Below are 14,364 nucleotides of genomic sequence, written 5' to 3'. Positions count from 1 at the left end.
GTACGTCCGGCCGGGAGGCTGCTGCTCAGGCGCCGACGTACTGCTTCAGATGCTTCCCGGTGAGGGTCGAGGCGTCGGCGACCAGCGCGGCGGGGGAGCCCTCGAAGACGATCCGCCCGCCCTCCTGGCCGGCTCCGGGCCCCAGATCGATGAGGTGGTCGGCATGGGCCATCACCGCCTGGTGATGCTCGATGACGATCACCGATTTGCCCGAGTCGACCAGGCGGTCCAGCAGGGTGAGCAGCTGGTCCACATCGGCCAGGTGCAGGCCGGTGGTCGGTTCGTCGAGCACGTAGATCCCGCCCTTGTCGCCCATATGGGTGGCGAGCTTGAGACGCTGGCGCTCACCGCCCGAGAGCGTCGTCAGCGGCTGGCCGATGGTGAGATAGCCGAGGCCCACCTCGTCCAGGTGGCCCAGCAGCTTCGCCGCGGCCGGAACCTTCGTCTCGGGGCCGGAGAACAGCTCCCGGGCCTGCGCCACGGAGAGGGCGAGCACCTCGGAGATGTCCTTCCCGCCGAAGCGATACTCGAGCACGTCGGTGCGGAACCGTCTGCCCTCGCATTCCTCGCACGGGGTCGCGACGGTCTCCATGAAGCCGAGCTCGGTGTAGATCACCCCGGCGCCCTTGCAGACGGGGCAGGCACCCTCGGAGTTGTTCGAGAACAAGGCGGGCTTCACCCCGTTCGCCTTCGCGAACGCCTTCCGGATCGGCTCCAGCAGCCCCGTGTAGGTCGCCGGGTTCGAGCGCCGGGAGCCGCGGATCGCGGTCTGGTCCACCACGACCACGCCGGCGCCCTTCGGCAACGAGCCGTGCACCAGCGAGCTCTTGCCCGAACCGGCGACCCCGGTGATCACGGTGAGCACCCCGAGCGGGATGTCCACATCCACGGAGCGCAGATTGTGCTGGTCCGCGCCGCGGATCTCGAGCACGCCGGAGCGGGTGCGGATCTCCTCCTTGAGGGAGACCTTCCGGTCCAGGTGCGTGCCGGTCAGGGTCCCTGAGGCGCGCAGCCCGGCCAGATCCCCTTCGTACTGCACGACGCCGCCCTCGGCACCTGCGCGCGGGCCGAGGTCGATCACGTGGTCGGCGATCGCGATGGCCTCGGGCTTGTGCTCGACCACCAGCACCGTGTTGCCCTTGTCCCGCAGATCCACCAGCAGCGAGTCCATGGTCGAGATGTCATGGGGGTGCAGCCCGATCGTCGGCTCGTCGAACACATAGGTGACGTCGGTGAGCGCCGAACCGAGGTGACGGATCATCCTGGTGCGCTGCGATTCACCACCCGAGAGGGTGCCCGAGGGACGGTCCAGGGAGAGATAGCCGAGGCCGATATTCACGAAGGCGTCCAGCAGCGCGGACAGGTTCGTCAGCAGCGGGGCGACGCTCTCGCTGCCGTGCTGCGCCTGGAGCGTGGAGACCCAGGCGGCGAGGTCGGTGATCTGCAGGGCGGTCGCCTCAGCGATCGAGACTCCGTCGATCCGCGAGCTGCGGGCGTGCTCGGCCAGGCGCGTCCCCTCGCAGTCCGGGCAGACGATGAAGGTGACCGCCCGGTCCACGAAGGCGCGGATATGGGGCTGCATCGAGTCGCGGTCCTTGGACAGCATCGACTTCTGGATCTTCGGGATCAGGCCCTCGTAGGTCATGTTCGCCCCGTCGAGCTTGACCTTGGTGGGCTCCTTGTACAGGAAGTCGTGGAGCTGCCGCGTGGTGAAAGACCTGATCGGCTTGTCTGCGGGGAAGAAGCCGGAGGAGGCGAACAGCTTCTCGTACCAGCCGCCGGCGGAGTATCCGGGCACCAGGAACGGACCCTCCTGGAGCGACTTGTCCTCGTCGTACAGCTCGGTGAGATCGAGGTCGGTCACCTGCCCCATGCCCTCGCAGCGCGGGCACATCCCACCCACCCGGGAGAAGGTGGTCTTCTCCGCGATGGTCTTGGCACCCTTCTGCACCGTCAGCGCCCCGGCGGCGCTCACGCTGGGGACGTTGAAGGAGTACGCGCCGGGGCCGCCCACGTGGGGCTGCGCGAGCTTGGAGAACAGGGTGCGCAGGTAGGCGTTCGCATCGGTGACGGTGCCGACGGTCGAGCGCACGTTCGCGCCCATCCGCTCCTGGTCGACGATGATCGCGGTGGTCAATCCCTGCAGAGAGTCGACATCGGGCCGGGCCAGCTGCGGCATGAAACCCTGCACGAAGGAGCTGTAGGTCTCGTTGATCATCCGCTGCGACTCGGCGGCGATGGTGCCGAACACGAGTGAGCTCTTGCCCGATCCCGAGACGCCGGTGAAGACGGTCAGGCGGCGTTTGGGGATGTCGAGGGAGATGTTGCGGAGGTTGTTCGCCCGGGCGCCGCGCACTCGGATCAGATCGTGGGCATCGGCCGGGTGGTGGGAAGCAGACATCGAGCAGGCTCCTCGGGGCGCATCGGAGCGCGGACCATCCCACGCCGAGCCATTGTGTCACTCGGGCTGCTTGCCCCGGCTAGCCTGGGGAGGTGACTGACGTGACGCATTACGACATCGCCCTGATCGGCTCCGGCTCCGCGAACTCCTTCCCGGGTCCGGAGTTCGCTGGCCGCAGCATCGTGCAGATCGACCGCGGCGTGGGCCCCGATCAGGTGTTCGGGGGAACCTGCCTGAACCTCGGGTGCATCCCCACCAAGATGTTCGTGCACACCGCGGACCTCGCCCGCACGCCCGCAGAGTCCACCCGCTTCGGGCTCACCGAGCAGCTGCGCCATGTGGACTGGCCCGCGATCCGCGACCGCATCTTCGGGCGCATCGATCCGATCACCGCCGGTGGGGAGGAGTACCGCCGCGACCACGAGGACAATGCCAACCTCACGCTGCTGCGCGGCACCGCTCGCTTCACGGGTGCGAAGACGCTGCGTGTGACGCTGAACGACGGCGATGAGAGCTCAGTGCAGACGATCAGCGCCGAGACCATCGTGCTGGGGGCGGGATCGCGCCCGACGCTGCCTCCGATCGACGGTCTCGCCGAGGCGAAGCCCCACACCTCCGACACCATCATGCGGATCGACCAGCTGCCGGCCTCGCTCGCGATCCTGGGCTCCGGCGTGATCGCGGTGGAGATGGCACACATCTTCGCCTCCTTCGGCGTGGAGGTCACGCTGATCGCCCGCTCCTCGCAGGTGCTGCGCTCCGCGGACGCGGATGTCTCGGCACGGCTCACCGAGATCCTCGGAGAGCGGCTGCGGCTGGAGCGCGGGCTGTCCACCACCTCGGTGCGCCGTACTGCCGGCGGCGTCGAGCTGCGTGGCGAGCGGGATGGCGCCGAGGTGCTGATCCAGGCCGAGGAGCTGCTGGTCGCCGTCGGCCGCCGCCCGAACTCCGACCTGCTGGACGTCGATGCCGCCGGCATCGACACCGCAGAGGACGGCCGGGTGGAGGTGGATGAGCACCAGCGCGTGCTCGCCGGTGGGACGCCGGTGCCGGGCCTGTGGTCGTTCGGCGACCTCTCCAGCCCGTACCAGCTCAAGCACGTCGCCAACCATGAGCAGCGCATCGTGCGGCACAACATCCTGCATCCCGAGCAGCTGCGCCGCAGCGACACCATGCCGATCCCCAGCGGCGTGTTCACCCATCCCCAGGTCGCCTGGGTCGGGATGGACGAGGAACAGGCCCGGAGCAGCGGCCGGGCGGTGAAGGTCGCGGTCCAGGAGTACGCCTCGATCGCCTACGGTTGGGCGCTCGAGGACACCACCGGATTCGTGAAGATCATCGCCGATGCGGAGACGACGGAGATCCTCGGCGCGCACCTGATCGGTCCCGAAGCGACCACCCTGGTCCAGCTGCTGATCCAGGCGATGAGCACCGGGCAGACCGCCCGCGACATCGCCTCGACCCAGTACTGGATCCACCCGGCGATGCCGGAGCTGATCGAGAACGCGCTGCTGCAGCTCGTGGACTGAGTCAGCCCTGCGCGCAGCGGTGCATAGGACGCGGCCCCGCTCGCCGTGGGGTGAGCAGGGCCGCTGCCGGGTCCCGGCTCGTCACTCCTCGTAACCGGGCAGGCAGGACTTCAGCGGATCCTTCTCGATCTCGGGAGCCGGGGAGCTCTCCTCCCCGGCACCGGGGCTGGCGGACTCCTCCGAGGTCGGGGTCTCGGCGTCGCTGCTCGGCTCGTCGCTCGGAGTTTCCTCCGCGCTCGCGGAGCCCTCATCGACGCCGGGCTCCTGCTCCTCGTCCGCCGGCGCGGTGCCGGTCTCCGCAGGTGCGGTGGAGCCGGGCTCGGTCTCGCCGAGCACGGACTCCGGTGCCTCCCGGGTCATCGAATCCTCGATCGACGCGTCGACCCATTCCTCGAGGTACTCGAAGTCCGGGTTCCCGGAGAAGGTGACGTCCTGCGTGATCGGGTACGAGGTGAAGCCGCCGTCCTTGACCCGCAGGGCGAGGTCGACGAAGGCATCGAGGTTGCCCACCGGGATATCCGTGACGATGTTCTCCTCGGTGGCGTTGACCAGCCGGGGGATCGACAGGGCGAGTGTGGTCGGATCCGCCTCCTCCGTGACCGCCCGCACGATGCGCTGCTGGCGGCACATGCGGTTGAAGTCGTTGGATCCCTCGCGGGAGCGGGCGTACCACAGCGCATGGAAGCCGTCGAGCTTCTGCTGCCCGGGCTCGATGTAGCCGTCGATCTTGGCGGCGCCGCCACCGATCGGGATCCGGCGCTCGACGACCATATCCACGCCGCCCAGAGCATCCACGAGGTCTTCGAAACCTTGCAGGTTGACCATCGCGTAGTAGTCCATCTCGAGACCGAGGGTCTCCTCAACGGCCCAGCGAGTCGCGGTCAGGCCCGGCTCCGGATCATTCGGGAACAGATCGGGGCGATCCTCTGCCCAGGTCCACACGGCATTGATGAGGTTCTGGTTCTTGCCGAAGTAGTCGAAGCCGTCGGGGAACGTCTCGGCGGCCACCGTGCCTTCGGGGAACTCGACGTTCTCGAGGTTGCGGGGGATCGAGAACAGCGCCGTCTGCCCGGTCGCGGTGTCGATCGAGGCCACCATGATGGTGTCGGGGCGGGTGCCGGTGCGGTCCGCGCCCGCGTCCTGGCCCAGCAGCATGACGTTGAGCCGCCCGGTGTTGGCCCACGGGTCCTTGCCGGAGGTGAAGGGGTGATCGCCGCCGCCACCGCCGCCGAACACGGACTCGGAGCCGATCAAGCCTTGCAGCGCCCACAGCGACTGCACCCCGCGCCCGAAGGGCAGTGCGACCGCCACAACCATCAGCGCGGCCAGTGCCAGGGCGAGATATCGCTTCGCCCCCTGGAGCCGCTCCCGGGTCGAGTGCGCGAGATTCGCGAGCACGATCTGAAGCGCCCAGACCAGGCCCACGACGCCCGCCGCGAGCATGGCCCCGATCAGCACGCTGCGATTGGTCACCAGCATCATCGCGTTGCGCAGAGGATCTCCGAGCAACAGGAAGGCCGCGACCGAGACCAGCGCGAGCAGCAACACCGCCAGCAGCACCCAGCCGAGCCGGCGCAGGCGGGTGGTCACCAGGCCCGCACCGGGCAGCACCGAGGTGAGCACGGTCCAGAACGCGACTCGCGGCAGTGAGCCGGAGACGGCGCCCTCCGCATGGTCCTTGTCCTGGTCGGCGCCGTCGGCAGCGTCGGCTGACCCGCCGGTGTGCTCGGCCGAGGTGCCGGAGAGCGGTGCGGCCCGTCCGGGAACGATCCTCGGACCGCTCGCCGCGGGAGAACCGGACGCAGATCCGGAGGGGGCTGCGGGCTCGGCGTCCATCGTCGCCGGCTCGACACCGACGGGCGGAGCCAGCGGGGAGGAGGAGGCCGGCTCCCGTGCGGAGTCATCCTCCGGTGCGGAGGCCTCGTCCGTGGTGGTCGACCAGAGGTCCTGCTCGGTGACGGGCCCTGCCGTGGCATGGCGGCCATGCGCTGACTCCCCGGGGCCTGCGGCGTCAGCGCCGACTGCGCCGGTCCCGACTGCGCCGGTCCCGACTGCGCCGGTGTCCACTGAGTCGGCGGCGGCCCCGGGGGATCCGGTGCCGTCGAGCTGGTGGAGCGGGAAAGCGGCCCGACGGCCCCGTGGCCGAGCAGGTGTCTGCGCTGCCGGTTGCTCTGCCGGCTGATCTGCGGGCCGAGCCGCGGACTGCTCTTCGGACTGCTCTGCGGATCGGGATGCGGACCGAGCGGAATCGTCGGGGCGTGCCGGGGATGCTGCTGCAGATCCGGCAGCGGCGGCGGGGGAGACCGATCCTCCGGGGAACGAGGTGCGTCGCGCCGAGGGCGGGTTCTGCTCAGCCGTCGGCGTGGGCGCCGAAGGCGGGACCGGCGCGCTGGATGCCGAGGACCTCGGGTTCGCCGAACTCGCCGAGGACGCCGAGGACGCCGAGTTCGCGGAGCTCGCTGATTCCGCCGAGCTCGCGGATCCGCCGAGCCAGGTGCGTTTGGGGTTCGGGGAACCGAAGGCGGCGTCGCGATTCCTCCGCGCCTCGTCTGCGGGGAGCGGGGTCGAAGGGGCGCGTCGGGTTGGTTGCTGGTGTCTGCCGGACCGACGACGTCTGCGCCGTGAGGCCGAGGATGGGTCCGTCATGCGCTACATCCTAGGAGCTTGACGCTGGTTGGTCATGCAACAGCCTGTGAGAACTTCGTGGAGGTGGGGCACATGGGGCCACCCGTATCCTGGCCGCATGCGCCTGATCCACACTCCGTCGACCGACCTCACATACGACGACTGCTTCTTCCTGCCGGGTCGTTCCGCGATCACCTCGCGCTTCGACGTCGACCTCAGCAGCGATGACGGGACCGGCACCACGATCCCGCTGATCGCCGCGAACATGACCGCCGTGACCGGGCGGCGCATGGCCGAGGTGATGGCCCGACGTGGAGGTCTCGCGGTGCTGCCCCAGGACCTCTCCCCGGAGCGGATCGACTCGATCGTACGCTCGGTGAAGTCACGTGACCTGCTGGTGGACCACCCGCTCACCCTCACCGCCACCGGCACCCTCGGCCAGGCGGCGGACCTGCTGCCCAAGCGGCCCCACGGCATCGTCGTGGTGGTCGATGAGGAGCGCCGCCCACTGGGCACCATCTCCGCGGAGGAGATCGCCGGCCGGGACTCCTTCTCCGAGGTGGGGGAGGTGCTCAGCGAAGATGTGCCGGTGCTGCGCCCGAGCGATCTCGAGGTGAGCCCGGCGCAGCTGCACGGCAGGATCGCCGCGACTCACCATGACGCCGCGGTCGTGGTCGACGAGGACGGGATGCTGCGCGGTGTCCTCACCGCCAACGGCGTGCTGCGCTCGACCATCTATCGCCCGGCGGCCGACGCCGAGGGCAGGCTGCGGATCGCGGTCGCCGTCGGGGTCAACGCCGATGTCGCCACGCGGGTGCGTGAGCTGGTCGCTGTCGGCGTGGACGTCATCGTGCTGGACACCGCTCACGGGCACCAGGACAAGATGATCGACGCGCTCCGTCTCGCTCGCGAGGCGCTCGGCCCCCGGGAGGGGACAGCGGTGCGCCTGGCCGCGGGCAACATCGTCACCGCCGAGGGCACCCGGGAGCTGACCGAAGCCGGCGCCGACATCGTCAAGGTCGGAGTCGGGCCGGGAGCGATGTGCACCACCCGGATGATGACGGGCGTGGGCAGGCCCCAGTTCTCCGCTGTCCTGGAGTGCGCCGCAGAGGCCCGCCGGCTCGGCGGGAGCGTCTGGGCCGACGGCGGGGTGCGTCACCCGCGCGACGTCGCGCTCGCGCTGGCCGCCGGGGCGTCCAACGTGATGATCGGCTCCTGGTTCGCGGGGACCTATGAGTCTCCCGGCCAGATGCGCACCGACGAGGCCGGCGGACGCTACAAGGAGTCCTTCGGCATGGCTTCCAAGCGTGCGGTCTCCCACCGGACCGCGCATGAAGATGCCTTCGCTCGTGCCCGCAAGGGACTGTTCGAGGAGGGCATCTCCACCTCGCGCATGTATCTCACCGAGGGGAAGGGCGGCGTCGAGGACCTGCTCGACGAGATCACTGCCGGGGTGCGCTCTTCGTTCACCTATGCGGGAGCAGCGGGCACCGAGGAGTTCCGTGAGCGGGCGGTGATCGGGCTGCAGGGCGCCGCCGGCTACAACGAGGGCCGTCCGATCTCCAGCTCCTGGAGCTGACCGCGGCACCGGCCCTGGCGTCGGCCGGCCATTCCTGGATGACCGTTCCTGGGCGGCCGACGCCGGCGGGCCGGTAGGCTGGGCCCATGACGACTCTCGTGATCGGTGGCGCCGGATATATCGGATCGCATGTGGTGCGACTCCTGCTCGAACAGGGGCAGAAGGTGGTCGTGGTCGACAACCTCTCCACAGGTCTGCGACAGCGCACCGAGGGCGCTGAGCTGATTGAGCTCGACGTGACGCTCCCGGACGCGCGCGAGAAGCTCGCCTTCCAGATGCGGGCCAGCGGTGCGGACTCCGTGATCCACTTCGCCGCCCACAAGCAAGTCGGCGAATCCGTCGCCAATCCCGAGATGTACTGGCATGACAACATCGGCGGGCTCGCCAACGTGCTCTCCGCCTGTGCGAGCGCCGAGGTGCGCGACGTCGTGTTCTCCTCCTCCGCCGCGGTGTACGGGATGCCGGACGTGGACCTGGTCACCGAGGAGCTCGCCCCGCAGCCCATCAACCCCTACGGCGCGACCAAGTACGTGGGGGAGTGGATGCTCGCCGACGCCGAGCGGGCCCACGACATGCGCACCGTCGCCCTGCGGTACTTCAACGTGGCCGGCGCGGGCTGGCCCGAGCTGGCCGACACCGCGGTGATGAACCTGGTGCCGATCGTGCTGGACCGGCTCGAACAGGGGAAGACCCCGATCGTGTTCGGCGACGACTACGACACCCCCGACGGCACCTGCGTCCGCGACTACGTGCATGTGCTCGACCTGGCCCATGCACATATCGCCGCCCTGGACTACCTGCGCGGCGAAGAGCGCCCCCACCGCACCTTCAACGTCGGCACCGGCGAGGGATCGAGCGTGCTCGAGGTGATCGACGCGATCGCCCGGGCCAAGGGCATCGAGATCATCCCCGAGATCGGCGCACCACGAGCCGGGGACCCGGCTCGCCTGATCTGCTCCGGGGACCGCATCGCCCAGACCCTGGGCTGGAAGTCCGAGCACGGTCTGGATGACATCGTGCGCTCGGCCGTCGAGGCCCGTTCGGCGGCGATCACCCCGGATGTCGAGGCGTACTCCGAAGGCTGAGAGGCCTGCACCGAGGGCTGACCCTCACCGCAGCATGTGAAGAGCCGAGGCCAGGGGCGTTTCCAGGACTCGGCTCTTCGCGTATGTGCGGGGCGTCTGCCCCGCCGCCGACGCCTCTCAGGTGAGGTAGCGGTAGATCGGGTTCTCCGGATCGACCCGCTCGATCTCCATGTTCGAGGCGGCCATGCGCGCCATCAGCGGCTCGAGGTCCGAGCGGTTCCCGATCTCGAGGCCCACCAGGGCCGGCCCCGACTCGCGGTTGTTGCGCTTGATGTAGTCGAACAGCACGATGTCGTCGTTCGGCCCCAGCACGCGGTCCAGGAAGCGACGCAGAGCGCCCGGTTCCTGAGGGAAGGTCACCAGGAAGTAATGCTTGAGGCCCTCGTGCACGAGGGAGCGCTCGACGACCTCGTTGTACCGCGAGACGTCGTTGTTGCCGCCGGAGACGACGACCACGATGTCACCGGTCTCCTCCTCCGGATCATTCGCGCCAGCCCCCGCCCGGCCCAGGTGCGCGATCGCGCCAGAGGCCACCGCCGTCGCGGCGAGAGCCCCGGCGGGCTCGGCGATGATCCCCTCGACCTGGTAGAGCTCGAGCATCTCCGTGCATACGGCGCCCTCCTCGACCGCGACCAGCTCGGGGGTGATGGCCTGCACCATCTGCAGCGGGCCCGCACCGACCCGGCGCACCGCGGCGCCATCGACGAAGCGGTCCATCTCGTGCAGGGTGACCGGACGGCCGGCGCGGACCGCAGCGGCCATGGAGACCGCACCGGCTGGCTCCACACCGATGATCCGGGTGGAGGGGCTCCGCTCCCGCAGCCAGGCGCCGCAGCCGCCGAGCAGCCCGCCCCCGCCCACGGGAAGGACCATGGTGCCGAGCTCGCGACCGTGCTCTGAGCGCAGCTGATCGGCGGCTTCGAGCGCCACGGTCCCCTGCGCGGCCATGATCACCGGATGGTCGAAAGGGGGCACCTGGGTGGCACCGGTGCGCTCCGCGTCATCCGCGGCGGCCTCGGCAGCATCGTCGAAGGTGTCCCCGATCAGCACCAGCTCCACCAGTTCCCCGCCGATCGCAGTGATCCGCTCGCGCTTCTGACGGGGGGTGGTACCGGGCACGTAGATGCGGCCGTGGATGCCCAGGGCCTGGCAGGCGTATGCGACTCCCTGGGCATGGTTGCCTGCGCTCGCGGCCACCACCCCGGCGGCCCGGAGCTCCGGGCTCAACGAGTCCAGGAAGAGATAGGCGCCGCGCAGCTTGTAGGAGCGCACGGACTGGAGGTCCTCACGTTTGAGCCAGACCGGCACTCCGGTCAGCCTGCTCAGCCGTTCGCTGAGCTCGAGCGGCGTGCGCCGCAGGACCGGGGCCAGGCGTGCTGCGGCGCTCTCGACCTCCGGGGCGCGCACCGGTAATGGCGTCGTCTCGCTCATGCTGTTCTCTCCTCGTCGGAGGTTCTCTCGTCGTCGGAGGTACTCTTCCCGACGGCGACGACCAGCGCCGTCGCCATCGCTGCCACACCCTCGCCGCGGCCGGTCAGCCCGAGACCGTCCGTGGTGCTGCCGGAGACGGATACCGGTGCACCGGCCGCCTCGCTCATCACCGAGACCGCTTCGTCGCGGCGCCCGGAGAGGCGTGGACGATTGCCGATGATCTGCACGGAGATGTTGCCGATCGTGAAGCCGGCCGCACGCACCAGTCGCGCCGCCTCTTCCAGCAGACGGACTCCTGAGGCGCCTTCCCATTCGGGCCGGTCGACACCGAAGTGCGTGCCCAGGTCACCGATCCCCGCGGCTGAGAACAGCGCATCGCAGGCTGCATGGCAGGCGACGTCCGCGTCGGAGTGGCCGGCCAGGCCTCTTTCCCCGTCCCAGCGCAGTCCCGCGACCCACAGCTCGCGCCCGGACTCGGCCGAGGCGAAGGCATGGACATCCACTCCGGTCCCGACACGGGGCAGGGGGGAGGGGTGCGAGGTCATCGGGAGCCGTCCTCCCCGCCCGCGCTGCGGGGAGCGATGCGCTCGAGCAGGCGATCGATGTCGTCGTAGGTCACCTGAGGGTTGGTCCCCAGCAGCAGCGGCATCCCGGACACCCGGGGAATGCCCAGGGCGTCCGGCAGATCCACCGTGCTGACCACGAGGTCCGCCCGGAAGTCGGGGGAGAGCAGGTCCATGACGGTGGCCTGGACGACCTGGATCTGTCGGCCGCCGGAGGTGAGATGCTCCCGCACCTGCTCCGCGATCAGTGCGGAGGTGGCGATTCCTGCGCCGCACACGATGGCGATGGTGAGCATACGAACTCCTGAGCTGTGGGTCGGGTGACGACCAGCGTCCCGACGATCTGAGGAGGCTGTCGGGTGAGGACCGGAAGACACCGGCGAGGGTCGATTCTGTCACGTCCTCGCTGGGTGATCCACGAGAGGTCCGCGGCCGTCTACGATGCCAGCGTGACTCAGCCCCGACGCCTCCGCACTCCCCGTCCGCCCGGGCGGGCGGCCGGAGTCGTGCTCGCCGGCGGCTCGGGCACCCGCGTGGGCGCCGGCATCAACAAGGCGTTCCTGCCCCTGGCTGGTCGCAGCATCGCAGGCTGGGGCCTGAACACGCTCGCCGCGGTCGAGGGGATAGGCATCTTGGTCTTCGTAGTGCGACCGGACGATCTCGAACACGCCCGCTTCGTGGATTCGCGCGAGACCGAGCATCCGCTGGAGATCATCACCGGCGGCGAGACCCGCCAGGAGTCCGAGCTGCTGGCACTGCGCCATCTGGCGGACCGCATCGACTCCGGCGCGGTGGACACTGTGCTGATCCACGACGCCGCCCGCCCGCTGGTCTCCCACGGCCTGGTCTCAGCAGTGCTGCATGCGGCCAGGGAGAGCGGCGGGGCGGTTCCGGGCATCCCCGCCCTGGACATCGCCTCAGCGGGGCCGGGGCACACCTTGGCTCCCGGCGCCGATCTGCGAGAGGACGCCCTGGTGAGGGTGCAGACCCCGCAGGGATTCCACGCCGCCACGATCCTGGACGCCTATGAGGCCGCGGCCCGGGACGGATTCGTCGGCACTGACACCGCCTCCTGCGCCGAGGAGTACACCGACATCCCGGTGACCTGGGTGCGCGGCGAGGAGACGAACTTCAAGATCACCTACGCCCAGGATCTGCTGCTGGCCCAGGACGTGGTCAGCGCGCTAGGTTTGAGGACAGGGTGAGGAGGAGCCGATGAACGTCGAGGAGAGCTACCTGCGCTGCACCGCCTGCGATCAGGAGGCGGAGCACGTGGTCGTCTACGCCGGCAGGTTCGTGTCCCAGATCCAGTGCACCGGCTGCGGAGCCGTGACCAGACTGGATGTGTCCGACGACTATCTGCCGGATCTCCGCCAGCGGATCTCCAGCAAGCCACGGCGCCTGATGCGACGGCTGCGCCGTGACCCCGGGGAGCTCGCCACGAGCCTGCCGGTGCGCACGCTGTCCAAACCGGGCCGGATGGCCGCGGAGTTCCGGACCGTCTGGCGCAGCCGCAGCGGCCGCTGAGCTGCGGGGTGCTGCGCGACCTATCTGCGCGACTTTGCCGGGCGATTTGGCCGCCGGGCGGACTGTCTGCGCGACCTGCCCGGGCGACGGCCCTGATTTCCCGGGGAACCTCCCTGCGCGGCCTCTCAGCCGCGTCGTGAGATGCCGTACCGGTGCGAGGTGTCCCGGGCCAGGCCCAGGGAGATCTGCGCCTGCCACAGGGTGAGTCGGTCCAGTACCGCGAAACCGGAATGAGAGCCCTGCACGGTGCGTACCTCGGCCCCGCCTTCGAGGGCCACGAGGATCTCGTCGAAGCGTCCGCGATCGATCCCTGCGCGGGGCATGCTCTCCGGAGCAGCAGGCTCCAGCACCCTCTCCAGCAGCTCGCGCCGCAGCAGCCGGGGGCTCTGCAGGCCGGCCAGGGTGGTGCGGTCGATGTTCCGCAGGCCGTCGGGCCGGACCTCCTTGACCGAATCGGTCAGGGCGATCACGGGCACCACGGCATCGATGCTGGCTTCGAGAGCGGAGAGCACCTCGGTGATGACAGAGGCCGGGGTGAGCGCGCGCTCCGCATCATGCAGCAGCAGCAGCTCCTCGTCGGTGCGCTCGAGGACCGTCTGCAAAGCGTTGCGGCGATCGCCGGCGACAGAGACGACGGGGATGCGGGGATCGAGGGCCGCACGCAGCTGCGATGCGGCGACGTCGGCGGTGACCACCAGCGGCATCGGGAGCCCGAGGCCGTGGAGGGTGCCGAGCAGCCGGTTGATCAGTCGCGAACCGCCGAGCAGCTCGAGACATGGTGTCGCCGCACCGCGGGAGAGACCTGGCGCGGGGGGAGCCAGGGCGAGGACGACGGGCCGCACTGTCGCGGCGGTCGGGAGGGGTGACACGGGGGGCAGGGGGCTCAGGAGGCGAGGACCTCGTCGAGGATCGACTCGGCGCTGGCCTCGTCGGTCTTCTCCGCGAGTGCGAGCTCGGAGACCAGGATCTGACGGGCCTTGGACAGCATCCGCTTCTCACCGGCGGAGAGCCCGCGATCCTGATCGCGGCGCCACAGATCACGAACGACCTCGGCCACCTTCTTGACGTCTCCGGAGGCCAGCTTCTCGACATTCGCCTTGTAGCGGCGCGACCAGTTGGTGGGCTCCTCCGTATAGGGCTGACGCAGCACCTCGAAGACCTCCTCGAGGCCCTCCTTGTCCACCACGTCGCGCACTCCCACGAGATCGACGTTGTCGGCGGGGACCTCGATGGTCAGATCTCCCTGGGCAACCTTCAGCTTGAGGTAGGTGCGATCCTCCCCCTTGATGGTGCGGGTCTTGACCTCTTCGATGAGCGCGGCACCGTGGTGCGGGTAGACGACGGTCTCGCCGACAGCAAAATTCATGTGGTGGGTCCCCTTTCCGCCGACCAGTCTAGCACCGGGGGGTCATGCTAAAATGCGCACCGACCTGCCCGCTGACCTGCCGGAGCGCTCGCCCAACAGCTCGGGCTGATCGCCGTTGGGGCACAGTGCGGCGCTCCTGCCTCACCAGCCGTACGCCCTCGGGAACGGCGGTCGCGAACCTCAGGAGAGCCCCTCCGGCTTCTCCTGCATCGACCCGGTCACGCCGTGCCGCCCCGGGGCCGCGCGGGGCTTGTGGTG

The 14,364-nt window shown here is 69.7% G+C and carries 13 protein-coding genes; 6 read left to right on the top strand and 7 right to left on the bottom strand.

The features are described from left to right. Window positions 1–25: 25 nt before the first annotated feature. Window positions 26–2,401, bottom strand: coding sequence for an ATP-binding cassette domain-containing protein (locus ACT3SQ_RS01725; protein WP_444600773.1), 2,376 nt, complete (start codon window positions 2,399–2,401; stop codon window positions 26–28). Window positions 2,402–2,493: 92 nt separating this feature from the next. Here ACT3SQ_RS01725 and ACT3SQ_RS01720 point away from each other — a divergent pair, with 92 nt between their 5' ends. After that, the gene (locus tag ACT3SQ_RS01720; protein WP_441444749.1) at window positions 2,494–3,930 is read left to right on the top strand and encodes a mycothione reductase; all 1,437 of its coding nucleotides are present in this window, start codon (window positions 2,494–2,496) and stop codon (window positions 3,928–3,930) included. An 81-nt stretch (window positions 3,931–4,011) separates the two neighbouring features. Here ACT3SQ_RS01720 and ACT3SQ_RS01715 read toward each other — a convergent pair whose 3' ends face one another. Next, window positions 4,012–5,997, bottom strand: a complete 1,986-nt coding sequence (locus ACT3SQ_RS01715) for an LCP family glycopolymer transferase (protein WP_444591936.1) — start codon at window positions 5,995–5,997, stop codon at window positions 4,012–4,014. A 256-nt stretch (window positions 5,998–6,253) separates the two neighbouring features. On the opposite strand from ACT3SQ_RS01715, the gene ACT3SQ_RS01710 reads away from it, so the two are divergent. The 3 genes from ACT3SQ_RS01710 to galE all read left to right on the top strand — a co-directional run bounded on the left by ACT3SQ_RS01710 (window position 6,254) and on the right by galE (window position 9,219). Continuing rightward, window positions 6,254–6,598 (top strand): hypothetical protein, encoded by a 345-nt coding sequence (locus tag ACT3SQ_RS01710; RefSeq protein ID WP_444501703.1) that lies wholly within the window; start codon window positions 6,254–6,256, stop codon window positions 6,596–6,598. A 75-nt stretch (window positions 6,599–6,673) separates the two neighbouring features. Then, entirely contained in the window at window positions 6,674–8,134 is a 1,461-nt protein-coding gene (locus tag ACT3SQ_RS01705; RefSeq protein WP_441444747.1) for a GuaB1 family IMP dehydrogenase-related protein, read from the top strand. An 86-nt stretch (window positions 8,135–8,220) separates the two neighbouring features. Next, a complete protein-coding gene (galE, locus tag ACT3SQ_RS01700; protein ID WP_441444746.1) occupies window positions 8,221–9,219 on the top strand; it encodes a UDP-glucose 4-epimerase GalE in 999 nt (332 codons plus the stop codon). A gap of 117 nt (window positions 9,220–9,336) precedes the next feature. On the opposite strand, the gene ilvA is transcribed toward galE, so the two are convergent. The 3 genes from ilvA to ACT3SQ_RS01685 are packed head-to-tail and all read right to left on the bottom strand — an operon-like array spanning window position 9,337 to window position 11,509. Beyond that, window positions 9,337–10,650, bottom strand: coding sequence for a threonine ammonia-lyase IlvA (gene ilvA, locus ACT3SQ_RS01695; RefSeq protein WP_441444745.1), 1,314 nt, complete (start codon window positions 10,648–10,650; stop codon window positions 9,337–9,339). Then, on the bottom strand, window positions 10,647–11,195 hold the full coding sequence (ispF, locus tag ACT3SQ_RS01690; protein ID WP_441444744.1) for a 2-C-methyl-D-erythritol 2,4-cyclodiphosphate synthase: 549 nt from the start codon (window positions 11,193–11,195) through the stop codon (window positions 10,647–10,649). Before ispF ends, ilvA begins: the two co-directional genes overlap by 4 nt. Further along, complete coding sequence (locus tag ACT3SQ_RS01685) at window positions 11,192–11,509, bottom strand: PTS sugar transporter subunit IIB (RefSeq protein ID WP_441444743.1); 318 nt, start codon at window positions 11,507–11,509, stop codon at window positions 11,192–11,194. The genes ispF and ACT3SQ_RS01685 overlap by 4 nt, the downstream gene beginning before the upstream one ends. A gap of 153 nt (window positions 11,510–11,662) precedes the next feature. Between ACT3SQ_RS01685 and ACT3SQ_RS01680 the strand changes: the two genes are divergently transcribed. Both ACT3SQ_RS01680 and ACT3SQ_RS01675 read left to right on the top strand, forming a co-directional pair. Continuing rightward, the gene (locus ACT3SQ_RS01680; protein ID WP_442332151.1) at window positions 11,663–12,418 is read left to right on the top strand and encodes an IspD/TarI family cytidylyltransferase; all 756 of its coding nucleotides are present in this window, start codon (window positions 11,663–11,665) and stop codon (window positions 12,416–12,418) included. A gap of 10 nt (window positions 12,419–12,428) precedes the next feature. Next, a complete protein-coding gene (locus ACT3SQ_RS01675; protein ID WP_441444741.1) occupies window positions 12,429–12,740 on the top strand; it encodes a hypothetical protein in 312 nt (103 codons plus the stop codon). Window positions 12,741–12,865: 125 nt separating this feature from the next. On the opposite strand, the gene ACT3SQ_RS01670 is transcribed toward ACT3SQ_RS01675, so the two are convergent. Together ACT3SQ_RS01670 and ACT3SQ_RS01665 are read right to left on the bottom strand one after the other, a co-directional pair. Next, window positions 12,866–13,609 (bottom strand): 2-C-methyl-D-erythritol 4-phosphate cytidylyltransferase, encoded by a 744-nt coding sequence (locus ACT3SQ_RS01670; RefSeq protein WP_441444740.1) that lies wholly within the window; start codon window positions 13,607–13,609, stop codon window positions 12,866–12,868. 14 nt (window positions 13,610–13,623) lie between these two features. Further along, window positions 13,624–14,106: a CarD family transcriptional regulator gene (locus tag ACT3SQ_RS01665; protein WP_441444739.1), complete on the bottom strand. Its 483-nt coding sequence runs from the start codon at window positions 14,104–14,106 to the stop codon at window positions 13,624–13,626. Window positions 14,107–14,364 lie beyond the last annotated feature (258 nt).

This window comes from Brachybacterium sp. AOP42-C2-15, from assembly GCF_052377065.1.
GTDB lineage: Bacteria > Actinomycetota > Actinomycetes > Actinomycetales > Dermabacteraceae > Brachybacterium.
This window is presented reverse-complemented; position numbering and strand designations above follow the sequence as displayed.

Bases quoted from the DNA above. Each gene is read 5' to 3' on its own strand.
- ACT3SQ_RS01725 (WP_444600773.1), bottom strand. From the start codon at position 2,401: ATGTCTGCTTCCCACCACCCGGCCGATGCCCACGATCTGATCCGAGTG.
- ACT3SQ_RS01705 (WP_441444747.1), top strand. From the start codon at position 6,674: ATGCGCCTGATCCACACTCCGTCGACCGACCTCACATACGACGACTGC.
- galE (WP_441444746.1), top strand. From the start codon at position 8,221: ATGACGACTCTCGTGATCGGTGGCGCCGGATATATCGGATCGCATGTG.
- ilvA (WP_441444745.1), bottom strand. From the start codon at position 10,650: ATGAGCGAGACGACGCCATTACCGGTGCGCGCCCCGGAGGTCGAGAGC.
- ispF (WP_441444744.1), bottom strand. From the start codon at position 11,195: ATGACCTCGCACCCCTCCCCCCTGCCCCGTGTCGGGACCGGAGTGGAT.
- ACT3SQ_RS01685 (WP_441444743.1), bottom strand. From the start codon at position 11,509: ATGCTCACCATCGCCATCGTGTGCGGCGCAGGAATCGCCACCTCCGCA.
- ACT3SQ_RS01675 (WP_441444741.1), top strand. From the start codon at position 12,429: ATGAACGTCGAGGAGAGCTACCTGCGCTGCACCGCCTGCGATCAGGAG.
- ACT3SQ_RS01665 (WP_441444739.1), bottom strand. From the start codon at position 14,106: ATGAATTTTGCTGTCGGCGAGACCGTCGTCTACCCGCACCACGGTGCC.